General features: G+C 67.1%; 17 protein-coding genes and 1 riboswitch. Of the genes, 9 read left to right on the top strand and 8 right to left on the bottom strand.

Annotated elements, in window-relative coordinates; all coding sequences use genetic code 11:
• Positions 1-308: 308 nt before the first annotated feature.
• Entirely contained in the window at positions 309-1,256 is a 948-nt protein-coding gene (locus tag PJB24_RS01100; RefSeq protein WP_273841754.1) for an alpha/beta fold hydrolase, read from the top strand.
• 1 nt (position 1,257) lies between these two features.
• On the opposite strand, the gene PJB24_RS01095 is transcribed toward PJB24_RS01100, so the two are convergent.
• The 3 genes from PJB24_RS01095 to aceB all read right to left on the bottom strand — a co-directional run bounded on the left by PJB24_RS01095 (position 1,258) and on the right by aceB (position 5,640).
• Positions 1,258-3,432 carry a DUF6077 domain-containing protein gene (locus PJB24_RS01095; RefSeq protein ID WP_273841753.1) on the bottom strand — a complete coding sequence of 725 codons (2,175 nt, stop codon included), beginning with the start codon at positions 3,430-3,432 and terminating at the stop codon, positions 1,258-1,260.
• 159 nt (positions 3,433-3,591) lie between these two features.
• A complete protein-coding gene (locus PJB24_RS01090) occupies positions 3,592-3,882 on the bottom strand; it encodes a Sec-independent protein translocase subunit TatA/TatB (protein WP_273841751.1) in 291 nt (96 codons plus the stop codon).
• Positions 3,883-4,023: 141 nt separating this feature from the next.
• Positions 4,024-5,640 carry a malate synthase A gene (gene aceB, locus PJB24_RS01085; RefSeq protein ID WP_273841749.1) on the bottom strand — a complete coding sequence of 539 codons (1,617 nt, stop codon included), beginning with the start codon at positions 5,638-5,640 and terminating at the stop codon, positions 4,024-4,026.
• A 139-nt stretch (positions 5,641-5,779) separates the two neighbouring features.
• Between aceB and PJB24_RS01080 the strand changes: the two genes are divergently transcribed.
• Entirely contained in the window at positions 5,780-6,859 is a 1,080-nt protein-coding gene (locus tag PJB24_RS01080; protein WP_273841748.1) for an isocitrate/isopropylmalate family dehydrogenase, read from the top strand.
• On the top strand, positions 6,841-7,326 hold the full coding sequence (locus PJB24_RS01075) for a DUF4126 family protein (protein ID WP_273841746.1): 486 nt from the start codon (positions 6,841-6,843) through the stop codon (positions 7,324-7,326). The genes PJB24_RS01080 and PJB24_RS01075 overlap by 19 nt, the downstream gene beginning before the upstream one ends.
• Here PJB24_RS01075 and PJB24_RS01070 read toward each other — a convergent pair.
• The 3 genes from PJB24_RS01070 to PJB24_RS01060 form a co-directional block, all read right to left on the bottom strand.
• Positions 7,323-8,183, bottom strand: a complete 861-nt coding sequence (locus PJB24_RS01070) for a fructosamine kinase family protein (protein ID WP_273841744.1) — start codon at positions 8,181-8,183, stop codon at positions 7,323-7,325. The genes PJB24_RS01075 and PJB24_RS01070 overlap by 4 nt on opposite strands.
• Complete coding sequence (locus tag PJB24_RS01065; protein WP_420541854.1) at positions 8,173-8,655, bottom strand: low molecular weight protein-tyrosine-phosphatase; 483 nt, start codon at positions 8,653-8,655, stop codon at positions 8,173-8,175. The genes PJB24_RS01070 and PJB24_RS01065 overlap by 11 nt, the downstream gene beginning before the upstream one ends.
• Positions 8,656-8,826: 171 nt before the next feature.
• Complete coding sequence (locus PJB24_RS01060) at positions 8,827-9,249, bottom strand: RidA family protein (protein ID WP_273841740.1); 423 nt, start codon at positions 9,247-9,249, stop codon at positions 8,827-8,829.
• 647 nt (positions 9,250-9,896) lie between these two features.
• Here PJB24_RS01060 and PJB24_RS01055 point away from each other — a divergent pair.
• Complete coding sequence (locus PJB24_RS01055) at positions 9,897-10,946, top strand: 6-phosphofructokinase (protein ID WP_273841738.1); 1,050 nt, start codon at positions 9,897-9,899, stop codon at positions 10,944-10,946.
• A gap of 46 nt (positions 10,947-10,992) precedes the next feature.
• On the opposite strand, the gene PJB24_RS01050 is transcribed toward PJB24_RS01055, so the two are convergent.
• On the bottom strand, positions 10,993-11,826 hold the full coding sequence (locus PJB24_RS01050) for a glycosyltransferase family 2 protein (protein WP_273841736.1): 834 nt from the start codon (positions 11,824-11,826) through the stop codon (positions 10,993-10,995).
• Positions 11,827-12,135: 309 nt separating this feature from the next.
• A riboswitch (TPP riboswitch) is annotated at positions 12,136-12,230 on the top strand.
• Between the two features lie 144 nt (positions 12,231-12,374).
• Between PJB24_RS01050 and thiE the strand changes: the two genes are divergently transcribed.
• The 5 genes from thiE to PJB24_RS01025 are packed head-to-tail and all read left to right on the top strand — an operon-like array spanning position 12,375 to position 16,122.
• Complete coding sequence (thiE, locus tag PJB24_RS01045; protein ID WP_273842036.1) at positions 12,375-12,977, top strand: thiamine phosphate synthase; 603 nt, start codon at positions 12,375-12,377, stop codon at positions 12,975-12,977.
• Positions 12,974-13,951: a sulfur carrier protein ThiS gene (gene thiS / locus PJB24_RS01040; protein ID WP_273841734.1), complete on the top strand. Its 978-nt coding sequence runs from the start codon at positions 12,974-12,976 to the stop codon at positions 13,949-13,951. The genes thiE and thiS overlap by 4 nt, the downstream gene beginning before the upstream one ends.
• Position 13,952: 1 nt before the next feature.
• On the top strand, positions 13,953-15,074 hold the full coding sequence (thiO, locus tag PJB24_RS01035; protein WP_273841732.1) for a glycine oxidase ThiO: 1,122 nt from the start codon (positions 13,953-13,955) through the stop codon (positions 15,072-15,074).
• Entirely contained in the window at positions 15,071-15,505 is a 435-nt protein-coding gene (locus tag PJB24_RS01030; RefSeq protein ID WP_273841729.1) for a M67 family metallopeptidase, read from the top strand. The genes thiO and PJB24_RS01030 overlap by 4 nt, the downstream gene beginning before the upstream one ends.
• Positions 15,502-16,122, top strand: coding sequence for a thiaminase II/PqqC family protein (locus tag PJB24_RS01025; protein WP_273841728.1), 621 nt, complete (start codon positions 15,502-15,504; stop codon positions 16,120-16,122). The genes PJB24_RS01030 and PJB24_RS01025 overlap by 4 nt, the downstream gene beginning before the upstream one ends.
• 36 nt (positions 16,123-16,158) lie before the next feature.
• On the opposite strand, the gene otsB is transcribed toward PJB24_RS01025, so the two are convergent.
• A complete protein-coding gene (gene otsB, locus PJB24_RS01020; protein ID WP_273841726.1) occupies positions 16,159-16,968 on the bottom strand; it encodes a trehalose-phosphatase in 810 nt (269 codons plus the stop codon).
• Between the last annotated feature and the right edge of the window lies 1 nt (position 16,969).

The following is a 16,969-nucleotide window of genomic DNA, read 5'->3' as shown; positions in this document are numbered from 1 at the left end:
CGCAAGGGACCCCAGGCCGAGATCCACGACGCTGGGCACCACGACCTTTCCTGGAGGAGGGATAACGGGCACGCAACACCCGGTTGATCCTCTCCGCCACACGGGCTGTCCCGACATCATGGAAAATGAGTACCACCCGTTTCCCCGGCATCCCTGCAGACTGAAGCGCAATCCCGAACCGGCTGCCCGAAACTCGAGGTCGGGGGCTGAGGAGCCGGGTGAAAGGATCCCGACCGACGCCTTACCCCCTCTTGCACGCTAAGCTTTCGCAAGATGATAGTTAGAAGACTCCGGGAGGTCCGTGTGAGATGAGAAGTAGAATGCTGCTGGCAGCCGGGCTGATGGCGGGAGGGATCAAGATGATCAACCACAGGCTCAGGAACGCGGGGGAAGACGCGGCCGCCCACACCGTTGGGGAGGAGCGCATCTACCACTGGCGGGAAGGCAAGGTGGTGTATTCCGTGGCGGGTGAGGAGGATGCCCCTCCTCTCGTGCTCGTCCACAGCCCGCAGGTGGGTGCTTCATCCTTCGAGTTCCGCCGCAATATGTTCCCGCTCGCGCGCCGGTTCAGGGTCTACGCCCCGGATTTCCTCGGTTACGGTCGCTCAGACAAACCCCGACGCCGGTACACACCCGAAGACTTCACCGCACAGCTAGAAGACTTCGTGCGGGAGGTGATCGGACGTCCGGCCCATCTCGTCGCGAGCTCCCTCTCGTGCGCGCTCATTATGCCCGCGGCGGTGAGGAGCCCGCGCCTCTTCGGCAGGCTCGTGTTCGTCTGCCCCACCGGCTACGCCGCGCTCGCGCGGCCATCGGGGAGGCTCGGGCGCTCGATCGAAGCCTGGCTCACTCTCCCGGTGGTCGGGGAAGGCGTATACCACGCCCTGACCAGCCGCCGGGCGCTGCGCTTCTACCTCGGCAGGAGCGTCTATCACGACCCGGAACTCGTGAGCCCGGAGGTAGTGGAGAGCTACTACGCGGCGAGCCACCGGCGGGGGGCGAGGTATGCTGCGGCGGCCTTTATCTCCGGCCGGCTCAACCAGGACGCAGGGCCGTACTTCCCCAGGTTGAGGCAGCGCATCCTCATCTGCTGGGGGCAGGAGGCACGGGCGCTCCCGGCAGGACTCATTCACGATTTCCTGCTGCGCAACCCGCGCTCCGAACCGCGTTTCTTCCGCGATGCCGCGTTGATGCCACACGACGAACGCGCGGAGGCCTTCAACCGCGAGGTAGAAGAGTTCCTGACGCGGGAGTAAGTCAGGAAGAGCGGCCGAACCCTTCCTGCCGGCTTCCGGAGTCGATCTCGTCGAGGTCGACCCGGTAGAGCGTGTAGCGTTCGCTCGGCGTACTTACTCTCGTGAACCCCTTCATCCGCGAGAGCTGACCGTCGAGGCCGGAGCCGGAGTAAACCAGGACGTAGTCTACGCCGTAGCGGCGCAGGATCGCCATGGCATGCGCCACGGTGGTGCCGTGGTAGAAGTCGTAGTCGTCCCAGTCGCGTCGCGGGACGCGTATCCTGCCGTGCGTCAGGCGGCGCAGGCCATCGAGATGGCTGATGATCGGATAACCTCTCAGGCTCACCACGTTGAGCCTGTCCGAGTAGGCGGGTATCACGATGTTCTCCGGGTCCGGAGCCATGATCACGCTTCGGTGACGGATATTATGTTGCATCCAGCGGAAGACGGGATCATAGCCGAACCCCCAGCTCAGCGGCACCCGGTTCGTCGCCCAGACGCCCTTCGCCCCGGCCACCGAGGCCGGAGCGAGGCAGAGCGTGAGCGCCACCACGACGGCGAGCGGCATCAGTCCCAGGTAGCCACGCACGCTCTCCACCCTCGAGAGCACGCTCTGCACCCGGCCCATCAGATCCCAGAGCGCCCAGCCCATGGCCAGGAAGGCCAGGAGCGGCACCGGCCAGGCCAGCCGGTAGAGCTGACCCGGCCCGATGATGTAGTCCACGAAAAAGGTCGCCACCCACGGCACGTAGAGCACCACGGTGAGCAGCGCGAGCGCGCCCAGAATCATCTGCGCCGGAACACTCCCCCGGCGCACCTTCCAGAGCAGAAAAGGCACTCCTATTACGTAACCGGCCAGAATCGCCGGGGTGAGGGCGAGCGCCGGGTGCATGATGTAGAGGTCTTTCCCGACGACCAGGATCCTTTTCTTCGCATCCCAGAGGAAGACCATGTTGTTCAGAACCTCCGGCGGCGTCCCGTTGATGTCGGCCGACACCGCCACCGACCAGGGTGAGTGCCCGGTGAGGGGCAGATAGATGAGCGGGAACGCTACCACGCTCACCGTCGCCACCCCCAGCATGACCACCGAGGTCCAGGAGGAACGGCTGCGGAGGTTCCCGAGCAGGTGTGCGGCTCCGAACCCGGCCATACACAACCCGAGCATCGCGAGACCTATCGGGTGAACCGCCACCATGACCCAGCAGAGGAACCCGAAGAAGACGAGATACCGCCTCTTCCTGCTCTCGACGAAGGCAAGGGCGGCGCTGAGCGCCACGGGCAGAAAGAGGAAGCGGGTCGCGAACTTGTCCTCTGCGATGCGGGCGATGAACTCGCCCCCGTAGGTGAGCTGAGATGCCCCCAGGTGAGAGGCGAAGAAGAGCATGTACAGGCAGCTGGCGAACAACGCCGCGGAGGAGCTGCCGAACAGGTTGCGTGCCAAGCCATAGAAGGCGAGCAGGGCCACCAGAATCAGACAGGGTGCCAGATATTTGAGCACCATGACGATGGGATCGTCCCCCGAAATCCATGCCAGACCGGCCTGTTCCAGCAGCCAGCCGTTTATCTTCACCCGGGAGAGGACGTCGAGCTTCCGCCCAAAGTATGGGTCGTAGAGTCCCAGAGGACCGCCGCTCAGATGCTCCCGGACGTAGCCCAGGTAGTTCCAGATGTCATCGTTGAGCTGCGGCACCTTGAGCGTCGATACGTACGCCAGCCCGCACCCCAGCACGAGGTACGGAAACCAGAGGACGCTGATGCGAGACCCTCCATCCCCCGGCGAAGTCTCCCTCACGCCCCGCAGCACCCTCAAAAGCGCGGCGGCGAGGAACGCGGCTACCAGAAGAGCGCAACAGGCTACGTAAAAACCTATCGTCTGGTGGGTGATGAGCATGGGGACACCTATGAGGGCGAAGAGCCCAGAGCTGATGCAGAAAGCAACGGGAACGGCCGCCGCCCCGCCGAAGGCCTCCCGCAGGCACCAGCGGGTCAGCAGCGCCCCGGGCACCGAGAACAGCACCCCGGCAGCGGCGAATCGGACCATGGAGACCGGCCCGGCGCCCCCCCGCAGGAAAACATCGACGGCTGCGGCCACGATCGCCGCGATCACGACCCACACCTCGAAGGACGCAGGATACGCGCCCCGTCTACCTCTGCCCCCGAGATCGATCCGAAGTCGACGTAGCCTCTTACCGATCAAAGCTCCCCCGCGTAACAGAGATGGCTCTCCTCCGGGACTCCACACCAGGATATGACAACGAAAAACCGGCGACCCGCGATAGGTTCCCGGGCCGCCGGTCAGTGTATCAGAGTCGGGGGACTTTCGCGCTCTGAATCCTTCTTAGTTCTTCAGGTGGGGCTAGCGTTTCTCGGAGTGTTCGGGATCGCGCGGGCGCCCACCGGATTCTTCCTCGCGCTCATCTCTGAGCTCCTCACGCGCAGCCTTCACGCCCTCCTCGGCCGCCCGCACCGCCTTGGGCTTCTCCTTCTCCTCGTCCTCACTCTCGGCGGAGTTCATGCCCTGCCTGAACTCTCTCACCCCCTGCCCGAGGCCCTTGGCCAGCTCGGGGATCTTCCGGCCGCCGAAGATGAGCAGCAGGATGACGAGGAGGATCAGCAGATGTGTAGGTTGTTCAAGCCCCGCGAACATCGAAGCGCATCCTTTCCTCTCTCACGCTCTCTACGGGTATCATACCTCATTGTACCGCCGCAGGACACTTCTGGATCACCTCCCCGGCGATTTATCTTGGGGAGGGACCCGTCCCCGGGGATGGGTCCCTCCTTCGAGACCCTACTCCAGGTATTCGTAGCCGGGGAGGGTGAGGAACTCGACGAAGTCGTCCTGGGTCGAGATCCGCTCGAAGAGCTCCCGGGCCTTTCCGAACTCGAAGTCGCGCTCGAAGCGCTCGGGACCGTAGATGTCGTCCCTGATCTTGGTGAGCTCCTCCTCGACGACCCGGTGGAAGAGCTCTCTGGTCACCTCTGTGCCATCCTCGAGGACGCCCTTGGGGTGGTGGATCCACTGCCAGACCTGCGCCCGCGAGATCTCGGCGGTCGCGGTATCCTCCATGAGGTTGAAGACCGGGACCGCCCCGCGTCCGGCGAGCCAGGCCCCGAGGTACTGCAGCCCGACGCTCACGTTGTTGCGGAAGCCCCCCTCGGTGATCGTGCCCTCCGGCTTCTCCAGCAGGTCGGCGGCACTCACCTGCACGTCCTCGCGTTTTTTGGTCTCGATCTGGTTGGGCTGGGGCATGTAGCGGTCGAAGACCTCTTTCGCAGTCTGCACGAGCCCCGGATGCGCCACCCATGTACCGTCGTGCCCATCCTTCGCCTCACGCTCCTTGTCTGCGCGCACCGCGGCGAAGGCCCGCTCGTTCTGCTCCGGGTCGCCCTTCACCGGGATCTGGGCCGCCATCCCCCCGATCGCATGCGCCCCGCGCCTGTGGCAGGTCTGGATCGTGAGCTGGGTGTAGGCGCGCATGAAGGGCACGGTCATCGTCACCTGGGCCCGGTCGGGCAGGAGCATGTCGTGCTCGCGGAACTTCTTGATGTAGCTGAAGATGTAGTCCCAGCGGCCGCAGTTCAGGCCCGCGGCGTGCTCCCTGAGCTCGTAGAGGATCTCGTGCATCTCGAAGGTGGCGAGGATCGTCTCGATGAGCACGGTCGCCTTGATCGTGCCGCGCGGGATTCCGAGCTCGTCCTGCGCCATCAGGAAGACGTCGTTCCAGAGCCTGGCGTCGTGGTGGCTCTCGAACTTGGGCAGGTAGAAATACGGCCCCGTGCCCAGATCCTCCAGCAGCGCCCTGTGGTTGTGGAAGAGGTAGAGCCCGAAGTCGAAGATCCCGGCCGGCACCTGCCTGCCGTCGACGAGCATGTGCTTCTCGAAGAGGTGCCAGCCGCGCGGCCGCACCAGCAGCGTCGCCAGCTCTTCACCCAGCTCGTAGTGACGGCCTGTGTTGGGGTCGTCGTAGGTGATGGTGCGGTTTATCGCATCCCGGATGTTGTACTGGCTCTCGATCATGTTGTGCCAGGTCGGGCAGTTGGCGTCCTCGAGGTCGGTCATGTAGGTCGAGGCGCCGGAGTTGAGCGCGTTTATGAGCATCTTGCGGTCCGGAGGACCGGTTATCTCGACCCGCCGATCCTGCAGATCCTCCGGAACCGGCGCTATCTTCCAGTCCCCCTCGCGGATGTGCCTGGTCTCCGGGAGGAAATCCGGCATCTCCCCGGCGTTTATCCTCTCCTGGCGCTCCTGCCTCTCCCTGAGAAGCTCGTGGACCCGGCCGGTGAACTCCCGGGCGAGCTTTGCGACGAAGGAGACCGCCTCCGGCGTGAGCACGCTCTCGTACTCCCGCGGAACGGGCGCGGTGAACTCCACACCCTCCGGCAACCCGCTGCTACCCTCTGCCATGACGCTCCTTCCCGATCGTTCTGTCGTACTACGGAATTACTTTACCAGGAAGCAACACCGGATGCTCACGGAGGTAAGGCCACCGGCGAGCCCTTATACTCACACCAAAAGAGCGAAGCTGGTATCTGAGAGGTGAGAGATGAGCGAGAGAAGAGCGATAGTCGTGATGGAAGGAGATCAGACGGGGCAGGAGCTGCTCGAGGAGGCGCTACGGGTACTCGACCCTTCGGTCACGCGGCTGGACCTCGAGTTTTTGCGCTTCGATCTGTCCCTCGAGAACCGGCGCAGGACGAAGAACGGGGTGGTGCACGAGGCCGCGGAGGCCATGAAGAGGGCGGGGCTGGGCATGAAGGCCGCGACGATAACGCCCGAGGGAGCGGGGGACGTGGGTTCTCCGAACGCCATCCTGCGCAAGGATATAAACGGGACGGTGATCGTACGCACCGGCCGGCGCATCCCCGGCGTCAACCCGCTGCCGGGCGTCCACGCCCCCATCTCGGTGGTCCGGATGGCGGTGGACGACGCCTACGGGGCCGAGGAGCGCCGGGAGGGTGAGGGGCTCGAGGAGGTGGCCTACCGCACCGAGCGGATAAGCCGCAAGGTCTGCCGGGGGGTGGCCGAGTTCGCCTTCATCCAGGCCAGGAGGATGCACGCCAAGGTCTTCGGCGGGCCGAAGTGGACCGTCTCGCCGGTCTACGAGGGGATGTTCAAAGAGGAGCTCGACCGGGCGGCCGAGAAGAACCGTGACGTCCGCTACGAGCCGCAGCTCATCGACGCCACCTACGCCCTGCTGCTCTCCAGCTACGGAGAGCCGATGGTGATCCCTGCCCTCAACCGCGACGGCGACTGCCTCTCGGATCTGGTGCTGCAGATGTTCGGCTCGATAGCCGGGGCTGAATCGCTCCTGATCTCGCTCGACGACGACGAGAACCCGGAGATCGTGATGTCCGAGGCCCCGCACGGTACGGCCCCTGCCCTCGAAGGCAAGAACATCGCCAACCCGATGGCGATGATCCTGGCCGGTGCGGCGCTTCTGACCTTCGTCGGCTCCGAACACGCGAGCCGCGTCTCCCGCGCGATCTACGAGGCCACCTTCGAGACGATCCTCGACGGCACGAAGACCGCCGACCTCGGCGGCTCGGCGCACACCACGGAGTTCACCGACGAGGTGATCCGGCACGTGAAGAACAAGCTCGAGGTGTGGAGCACGCTGGCGTGAACGGCGCGCTCGCGGACGCGGCGCTGCTCGCCGCGGCGGGCGGCCTGAGGTCCTCCGCCGCCCCGTTTTTCCTCTCCCGGGCGGCCTCCCGGAAGCGGCTCTCCATGCCGGGGAGCCTGCCGCTGCGGCTCCTCGGGAGCCCGGGGGCCGCCACCCTGCTCTCCGTCGCCCTGGCCGGTGAGCTGGTCGCAGACAAACTCCCCTCCGTCCCGGCCCGCACCAGCCCACCCGCGCTCACCGGCAGGATGCTCTCCGGGGCGCTGGCCGGGGGGCTCGTCTTCCGGGAGATCGGACACCGTACATGGGCGGGGGCACTCTTCGGAGCGGCGGTGGCCGCGGCCGCCGCCAACGCCGGCTACCACCTGCGCGGCCTCGCCGCCAGAGGCGGACTCCCGGACCTCCCGGTGGCCCTCACGGAGGACGCGCTCACGCTCGCCTGCGGCGCGGCGTTTCTGCTGCGGCGTTAGACCCCGAAGCGACCCAGGGTGCGCCGGACGGCGGCGAGGTACCCGCCGCCGAAGAAGTACACGTGCACCAGCAACGGGTAGAGGTTGTAGAGGTCGCGTCGGACTTCGAAGAAGCCTTCCTTTATGGGGCGGATCCCGGAGTACCGCTCGAAGAACGCCTCCCCGAAGGAATCGAAGAGAGAGATGAACGCGAGCTCCACCTCGGGGTCGGCGTGATAGATGGCCGGGTCAAGGAAGGCGGCTATGCGATCTCCTTTCGCCAGCACGTTGGCGCTCCACACGTCCCCGTGGATGAGGCCGGGAGACTGCGGCGCGCCGATGAGATCATCTAACCGCTCCGCGAGCCGCCCGACCCGGCGCGCATCCTCCGCCGGGAGCTGCCCCGCCTCGCGGGCAACCCGCGCCATGTACAGCAACCTGTGTTCCCGGAAGAAGTCCACCCAGCTCTCCGTCCAGGGATTCGGCTGGGGGAGGCTCCCGATCAGGGTGTCCCGCTCGTGGCCGTAGGCCGCCCCTCCGATGTCGTGCAGCGCCGCCAGAAGCCCGGCGGCGTGGCGCTCTGCGGCCGGGGAGAAGCGGCTCTCCCCCTCCACGAACTCCATCAGCAAAAGATGCTCCGAGCAGTGCAGCACCTCCGGCACCGGGAGGCTGCTCCGCTCGCGCAGATAGCGCAGCATGTACGCCTCGCACTCCAGCTGGGCCCCGCCCTCCCTATCCACCTTGGCCACGAGCGGGGTGCCGTCGGAGAGCTCCACTTTGTAGACCTCGCCGATGCAGCCCCCGCCCAGCGGCCGGGCGGAGACCAGGCGCTCCCCCAGCGCCCCCTCCACGCCTTCCGAGAGCAGCCTATCGGACATTGCTCTCCAGGTGCTTGCGGCGGATCTCCTCCAGCAGTCCTCCGGCAGCCTCCTCGAGGAGGCGCGCGACGTGCTCGAAGCCCTCGGGGCCACCGTAGTACGGGTCCGGCACCTCCGCCTGCGGGACATCGGCGAAGTCCAGGAAGGGCCGGACTCCGGCCCGCCCATCCGGGCACAGCGAGGAGACAGCCCGGTAGTTCTCCTCGTCCATCGTGAGGATATAGTCGAAGCTCTCGCAGTCCTCCGGTGAGATCTGACGCGCCCGCTGCCCGCTTATATCCACCCCGCGCCGCAGGGCGGCCTCCTGCGCCCGCGGATCGGGTGGCTCTCCGACGTGCCAGGGGCCGACCCCGGCGGAGTCCACGAGGATCTCGCCCTCGAACCCCTCCCGCCGCACCATCTCCTCGAAGATCCCCTGGGCAATCGGCGAGCGGCAGATGTTGCCCATGCAGACGAACAGGACGCGTACCAAGCACACCTCCCGGTCGTGGACGTATACCCACAGGAAAAGGGATTTTCACCCGGGAAGGTCCCGGGATCAAGCCCCCCAGACATGCTCCAGGCATTCAAATGAGGGTCGCTTTCAGCGTCACATCCCCGGCTCACCGGGCTGGTGCGGCCGCTTGGCGGATCGTGCCGCGGGCTACGCCCCTTCTCCCGCGTCCGTGATCGCCACCGCCTCGATCTCGATGAGGAGATCATCGAGCGCGAGCGTCGATACACCCAGCCACGTGCTCGCCGGCATCCGCCCCCGCTCGAATCTGCGCCGCAGGGCATCGCCCACGATGACCGCCTGATCCGGGCTGTAGTCCTTGATGTAGATGCCAAGCTTCACGACGTCGCCCATCGTCGCTCCAGCTGCAGCGAGCGCCCTCCCGAGGTTTTCCAGCGCCACCTCCGCCTGCCGCCCCAGATCTCCCCGCCCGACGACATTCTTCTCCGCATCGACGGCGACCTGGCCCGATACATGGATCGCTCGTATGGAGCCCATCCGCGAGACCACGACCTGTGAGAACGCATCACTCCAATCCGGAAGATCGGGGGGGGTCAGGTGTTCTCTCGTCACTCGTCTGGCGGCCACTTCGATCAGTTTAACAATCACACCACCCAAACAGCAAGCAACGGGCTACAAATCGAGGTATACCTCGCGGGAAGGCAAGCGGCCGGCGACACGGTGAACCGGAGAATCGTGCAACTTTACCGGCAGGCGAAGACTTCGTCCGCCTCGCGGGTCAGAGCCAGCAGGACAACTGTCAAACATAGCCTGCGACACAACCATTGCAGTTCGGGTGCTTCGTATAACCACACAGTGGGGTAAAGCCGCAGATTCGCCGCAGCGCTGTCGACCAGGCCTCCGGAGGAATACGCCAGGGCCAAAGGAGATCAGAGCGGGGAGAACCGCCCCGTCTCGAAGGGAGTCCCCACACCTGGTCCTAATACCGGATGCATACTTTCGTACGGATTAGGGGCGGCCTTGACAATTCCTCCTTTCCAAACCCCCTGGCAGACAATAGACTTCCAAAAGGCTCCCCGTGGTTTCAGGGCCTGTTCCAAAGCCCACCGGGGAAGCCGACCATCAAGCCGGGGTCCGGCGCTACGCTCCAACCCTCCCCCTACGGAGCGCCGGGCCCGTCTGCCGTCTGCTGCGGGGTTCATATTTGCTAGACTGGGTTCCAAGTCGCGTTCGAGGTAGATCCCAAGGAGGATGAAGGCATGAGCGAGGTTCGCAGGGTCGGGATGCTCACTGGAGGGGGCGACGCGCCGGGACTCAACGGCGTGATCCGGGCGGTCACGACCCGCTGCGCCGGAGAGTACGGCTACGAGGTGGTCGGGATCAAGCGCGGATGGAAGGGGCTGCTGGCTCCCGAAGATGACTCGGTCGTGAAGCTCGGCGTGGAGGACGTGCGTTACATCCTCCAGGAGGGCGGCACGATCCTCCTCTCCTCGCGCACCAACCCCTACAAGAACGAGGGTGACGCGAAGAAGGTCGTCGATAACATGGAGCGCTTCGGGATAGACGCCCTGGTCGCCATCGGCGGCGACGACACTTTAGGCGTGGCGAGGAGGCTGCACGAGGACTTCGGGGTCAGGGTCGTTGGGTGCCCGAAGACCATAGACAACGACCTCTCGGCGACCGACACGACCTTCGGATACGACACCGCCGTCTCGATCGCCACCGAGGCCATAGACCGCATAAGGACCACCGCGAAGAGCCACGAGCGGATCATCGTCGTCGAGGTGATGGGCCGGCACGCCGGTTGGATCACCTACGGCGCAGGCCTCGCTTCCGGAGCGAACGTCACGCTCATCCCCGAGGTCGAGGTGGACATGGACGCGGTCGCGGACCTGTTCAGGAAGCGCGCCGAGCGCGGCGAGAAGTGGGGCATCGTCGCCGTCTCCGAGGGGGTGACACTCGGCGAGGAGTACATAACCCAGGACGTCGAGCGCGACGAGTTCGGACACGTCCGCCTCGGAGGCATCGCGGAGACCCTCGCCAAGGAGCTGAAACAGCGCACCGGGATAGACACCCGCCACGTCGTCCTGGGGCACCTGCAGCGCGGCGGCACCCCGACCGCCTACGACCGCATCCTCTCAACCCGCTACGGGCTGCGCGCCGCCGAGGCCGTGAAGAACGGTGAGTGGGGGAAGATGGTCGCCCTGCGCGGAAACGACGTGGTGACCGTCTCGCTCGAGGAGGCAACCTCCGAGACCAGGACCGTCCCCGAAGATCTGCAGCAGGTCCTGAGCACCTTCTTCGGCTAGAGAACGCTTCCGGAACGTAGGGGCCGGGCGCTTCGGCGCCCGGCCCCTACATCATGCCCCTCGCCCGCCCGCCGAAGACCCTCAGATGGTAGCGGGCCGCGCCGACCTTCGCGCCGGCCGCGGAGCGGAGCGCCTGCCCGAGCGGCGCACCGAGCAACCGCAGCTTCGCCCCGGCGGGGTACTTGTGCTTCTTCAAGACCCTCCCCATACCACACCCGTAGGTGTACGCGCGCCTCATCGCCCGCTCGTCGAAAGGCGGTACCGGTGGGTCGTGCATGACGATGATCTCAGGGTCGTAATACAATGATGCACCGCGATCCATGAGCTGCAAGAGGTAGTCCGTTCCCTCCCCGGAGCCCCACGGGGTCCCGGACCCGGTGCCCAGGCTCTCGTCGAACCAGAGGCGGCGGGTACTCTCCCGGCGCAGGAACATCGTCGACTCGATGCTGCGCCTCCAGACGTTGATGCGGTCGATCGGACCGGGTTCGGTATCGAAGTCGAGGATGCAGGAGGCACCCCCTCCGTCGACGAGCCTGGTGCACAGGGCGTCTACTTCCGGGTGCCGGGTGAAGAAGCGGTCCACCCTCTCCAAAAGATCGCGCGGGTACCAGCAGTCGTCGTCCGGGAACGCGACGATCTCACCCCGGCAGCGGGCGAGACCGGTATTCCTGGCCCTCGAGGCGCCGCGGCGCGGCGACCTCAGGTGGTGCAGGCGCAGGACATCCCGGTAGCGAGAGACCAGCGGATCCAGCCTCCCGTCCGGGTTCTGGTCTACGAGGATGACCTCGAAGTCGTCGAAGCTCTGTTCGAGCAAAGAGTCCAGCAGGCGTTCGAGTTCCTTCTCCCGGCCGAGGGTCGGCGTAACGAGAGAAAAGCGCACCACCACCTCCTTCCATCACGAGAGATCCACTCCGGGCGGCGCAGGAACCTGCGACGTCCCTGCGCCGGGAAGTCAGCGAGAGAGAAGCGCTCGCTCGCAGAAGACGGGTGGAGGGTGGTGCGGTGGCGCCCTCCCCTCGGGCTCGTCCACAGCCCCGTCCACGACCTTCGGGCCGCCCGGGGCGAAGACAGCTCCGGGCGCACCACGGCCGTCCGAAGTCGTGCAGGGGGAAGACGCTTCACGCATCGCATAAATTTTAAGTCATACATCAAACCCGGCCAAGAGATGCCCAGTCGTGCTAAACTGCCCCGTGAACGCTAGGGGTGCCTCGCGCAGGGGCTGAGAGCATACCCTTGGAACCTGATCCGGTCAGCACCGGCGGAGGGAAGCGTGGATAGGGGCAGCGGAACTGGCGCTGCCGCCGCGCCTCCCCGAAAAGCGGCTGGCGGTTTTCGTGCCGTCGCCGAGGGAGGCAGCAAGTTCTGGAGCACCTTTTCCAGATACACCTCATAACCGACCGCAGAAGATCGTCCCGGCCTTTGAAGGACGTGCTCGTCGCTGCCCTCGAAGGCGGCATCGACGCCGTCCAGCTGCGCGAGAAGGGAGGGCCGGCGCTCCACCTCTACGAAACGGCGCTGGACGTCTCTCCAGCGGTACACAATACAGACGCCCTCCTCCTCATAAACGACCGGGCCGACGTAGCGCTCGCGACGGGTGCCGATGGAGTCCACCTGGCTGCCAAGAGCCTCCCGCCAGAGGCGGCCAGAAGCGTCGTGGGAGGAAGACTCCTGCTCGGCGTCTCGGTGCACGGCGTAGAGGAGGCGAGAAGAGCAGAGGTCGCGGCAGACTACCTCACCTTCGGGCACGTCTACCCCACCTCCTCCAAGCCAGGGCTCCCTCCACGTGGCGTGCGGGAGCTCGCGCGGGTCGTGGAAGCCGTGGAGGTGCCGGTCCTCGCCATCGGAGGGATAGACGCATCCAACGCGCGGGAGGTCGCGGCGACGGGCGCCGCCGGGGTTGCGGTGATCTCCGCCATCCTCGCCGCAGAAGACCCCCGATCCGCCGCGGAGAAGATCAGGGAGGTGCTCGAAACCTCTCCCCACGCCCCCAGGTATCCCTTCCCGAAACCCGAGAAGAAAGGAGCCCGATGAGGATCACGGTGAACCAGAAGCCCTTCGAGATGGAGGAAGAAGAAGACCCGACCATCGAAGCCCTGCTCGCCCGCAAGGGCCTCACCGGTGAGTCCGTCGTCGTCGCGGTGGGCGGCGAGATCGTGCACCGCGAAGAATGGAAGAGCCGGCGTCTGCGGGATGGTGACGAGGTCGAGCTCGTTTACGCCGTCGCGGGAGGTAGCGACGAGCTCGTGATCGCCGGGGAGCGTCTCTCCTCGCGCCTCTTCCTCGGCACCGGCAAGTACCCGGACCCCGAGACGATGAAACAGGCGCTCGAGAGGTCCGGCACCGAGCTGGTCACCGTCGCCGTCCGCTACATAGACGCCGGGGAGCGTCCGATCCTGCATGACATCGACACCTCCCGTTACCGCCTGCTGCCGAACACCGCCGGGGCCACGACCGTCGCCGAGGCGGTCAAGCTCGCCCGCCTCGGCCGCGAGGCCACCGGCACCAACTGGCTCAAGCTGGAGGTCGTGGGCGAGCCCAGCACGCTCTGGCCCGACACCGCCGCGACCGTCGAGGCCACGAAGGTGCTCGTGGAAGAGGGCTTCGTCGTCCTCCCCTACACCAGCCCGGACCTCGTCGCCGCCCTCCGGCTCGAGGAGGCCGGGGCGGCAACCGTGATGCCCCTGGCCTCGCCCATCGGCAGCGGGCAGGGCATGCCCGATTGGGCCTCCATCCGCCGCATAGTCGAGCGGGTCTCGGTCCCGGTCGTAGTGGACGCCGGGATAGGCGTTCCCTCCGACGCCGCCCTCGCGATGGAGCTCGGCGCCGACGCCGTGCTGGTCAACACCGCCATCGCCCGGGCCGGAGATCCCCCGCTCATGGCCGAAGCGATGCGCCGCGGGGTGGAGGCCGGGCGTCTGGCGTACCTCGCGGGACGGATGGAGGCCAAACCTCTCGCCGCTCCCTCGAGCCCGACCCGGGGAGTGCCGGTCGGGAGCGGCTCCTGAGATGAACCCATCCGCCGACGTCGTCGTGGTCGGGGGCGGCGTGGTCGGGTGCTCCGTCGCCTACCACGCCGCCCGGCGCGGGGCAAGAGTCGTCCTGCTGGAGGCGGAGACGGTCGGGTCGGGGGCCTCCGGGGCGGCGGCCGGGATGCTCGCCGCCCAGGCCGAAGCCCGCGGTCCGGACCCCTTCCTCGACCTTCTCCTCGAGAGCCGGAAGATGCACCGCAAACTCGGAGCCGAGCTGTACGAGGTGACGGGTCTCGACGCGGAGTACATCTGGGAGGGGACGCTGCGGGTCGCCCTCTCCGAGGCGCACGCCGAAAGCCTCTCCGAGACGCTCCGCTGGCAGAGAGAGGCGGGGCTCTCCGCCCGGTGGCTGGACGGAGCAGAGGTACGCGAGCTCGAGCCCGCGCTCTCCGCCGGAATCTCCGGCGCCCTCTACCTCCCGGAGGACGGGCAGGTGAACTCCCCCAGGCTCGTGCGCGCTCTCGCGCTCGCGGCTGCCCGCAACAGAGCCGAGGTCGCCGAGGGAGAGCCCGCCTCGGGACTGATACGCCAGAGAAACAGGATCGCCGGCGTCCGAACGGTCCGGAGGGAGATCGCAGCGGGGAGCGTCGTCGTCTGCGGAGGGGTGGCGAGCGGCCCCCTGACCCGATCCCTCGGGGTGCGGCTCCCGGTGGCGCCGGTGAAAGGGCAGATCCTCTCCGTCGAGACCACCACTCCGCCCATCACCTCCAACGTGTGGGACGAGGAATGCTACCTGGTCCCCAAGCGGGACGGCCGCGTGATCGTGGGGGCGACCGAAGAGCCGGGCACGCACGACCGCCGCCCCACGCTCGGCGGTGTCGCCGGCCTCTCCGGGGCCGCCATCGGGTTGCTCCCGCACCTCGCCCGCAGACCCTTCGCCGGAGCGTGGGGAGGACTCCGGCCCGGAACCCCCGACGGAAGGCCGTTGATCGGGCCCGCGGGAGAACCCGAGGGGCTCCTCATCGCCACCGGGCACTACCGCAACGGGGTCCTCCTCGCCCCAATCACCGGAGATGCGGTCTCGGCGCTCGCGCTCGGGGAACAACCCGCGGTCGACCTCTCCCCCTTCTCCCCACTGCGTTTCGAGGAGCGGCGATGAAGCTCGTGGTGCCGGAGACCATCCTGCGCGAGATCCTCGAAGAAGCCCGCGGGCATGCCCCGCGCGAGGTCTGCGGCCTGCTCGCCGGGCAAGCGGGCAGGGTGATGCGGCTCTATCCGATCCCGAACGTCTCCCTCAACCCCGAGACACGGTTCGAGATGGAGCCGGAGGCACAGCTCACGGCGATGCGCGAGGTCCGGCGGCTGGGGCTCGAGCTCCTCGGGACCTACCACTCCCACCCGAGAACCCCCGCCGCTCCCTCCCCCCGCGACCGCCGGCTCGCGCTCTACCCGGACGTGGCGCACGTGATCGTCTCCCTCGCGGATACGGAGCCCGAGGTGAGAGCGTTCCGGATAACGCCCTCGGGGAACACACCGGTCTCGATAGTCCAGACCGGACGAGAGGCGAAGACCGCAGGAGGACGGACATGAAAGCGGGCGATCTCATCGGGAACCACAGCAGAGCGTGGGAGGGCGCGACCCGCCACCCCTTCCTCGAAGGTGTGAGGGACGGCACCCTGCCAGAGGGGGCGTTCGAGCGGTGGCTCGTTCAGGACCACATGTTCGTCGAGGGGGAGCTCGGTCTTCTCCGCCGCCTCCTCCCGGGCGCTCCGCGCCGGGATCAAAACCTCCTCGAGTCCGGCATCGCCGCCCTGGAGGAGGAGCTGGGTTGGTTCGAGGAGCAGGCGCGCCGCAGGAACCTCACGCTCTCGGCCCGGCCCGAACGCGCGACCGAATCCTACCTGCGCTTCCTGCGCGCCCTCGCCGACGAGCCATACCCGGCCGCGCTCACCGCGCTCTGGGCGATGGAACGCGCCTATCTCGAGGCGTGGCGGGGCGCTTCCCCCGGGGCCTGCGGGTACCGGGAGTTCGTCGAGCACTGGAGCACCCCGGAGTTCGCCGACTTCGTCGCCTCGCTCGAGGAGGCCGCAGACCGGGCGCTCGCGACCGGAGAGGCCGACGAACGGGCCGACGCCCTCTTCCTGGAGGTGGCCGATCTGGAGCGGAGGTTCTGGGAGATGGCGCTCGGTGAAGGGCGCAGCGGGTGAAGGGACGCCCGGGATAGAAGCCGGCGTGGTGGCGCGCTAGCGGGCGAGCGAGTCCAGGAACCTTTCCACCTCGTCCACCGAGCGCAGCAGGTAGTCCGCCGCGGTCGTCCTGCCCGTGGCCTCCGGGTCGTCCGGCTCCCCGACGTAGATCCCCACCCCCCTCCCCGAGAGCGCCCGGAAGGCATCCTCGTCCGTCACGTCGTCCCCCAGGTAGATGGGGAAGTAATCCTCGAGGCCGAGGGTTTGGATCAGGTACAGCACCGCCCGCCCCTTGTCCCACTCCAGGTTCGGCTGCACCTCGTAGACCATCTTGCCCGGCGTCACCTTCAGCTCCCCGGGACGCGAAGCGAGGAGAGCATCGACCACCTCCCGCACCCGGGGACGCTCCTCAGCTGCGACGTGCCGGTAGTGGACCGCGACGGAGGCCCGCTTGGGTTCGATCACGACGCCCCCGATCCCCCCGAGCTCCTCGCGCAGCCTGCCCTCCACCTCCCCGATCAGCTCCTCGTACCCGGCTGAAGCCTCGTGGCCGATCTCGCCCCTCTCGGGGCTCCAGATGTCGAAGCCGTGACTGCCGGCGACGACGAGATCCTCGAGGCCCATCAGGCGCTGCAGGACGCCGCGGTCGCGCCCGCTCACGACGCAGACCTGACAGCGCCGGGCGAGCGAGCGCACCACCTCCCGCATGCTCCCGGAGATCACGGCCTCTTCGGGGTTATCGACGATCGGGGTGAGCGTCCCGTCGTAGTCGAGGAAGACCGCCGGGGGACGTCTCCCCATCCGGCGTTCGATCTCTGCCCGGTACTCGAGGGCACAGGGCAACCCGGAGACGGGGCGGTCAGCCATC

This window comes from Rubrobacter calidifluminis (assembly GCF_028617075.1).
GTDB lineage: Bacteria > Actinomycetota > Rubrobacteria > Rubrobacterales > Rubrobacteraceae > Rubrobacter_E > Rubrobacter_E calidifluminis.
This window is presented reverse-complemented; position numbering and strand designations above follow the sequence as displayed.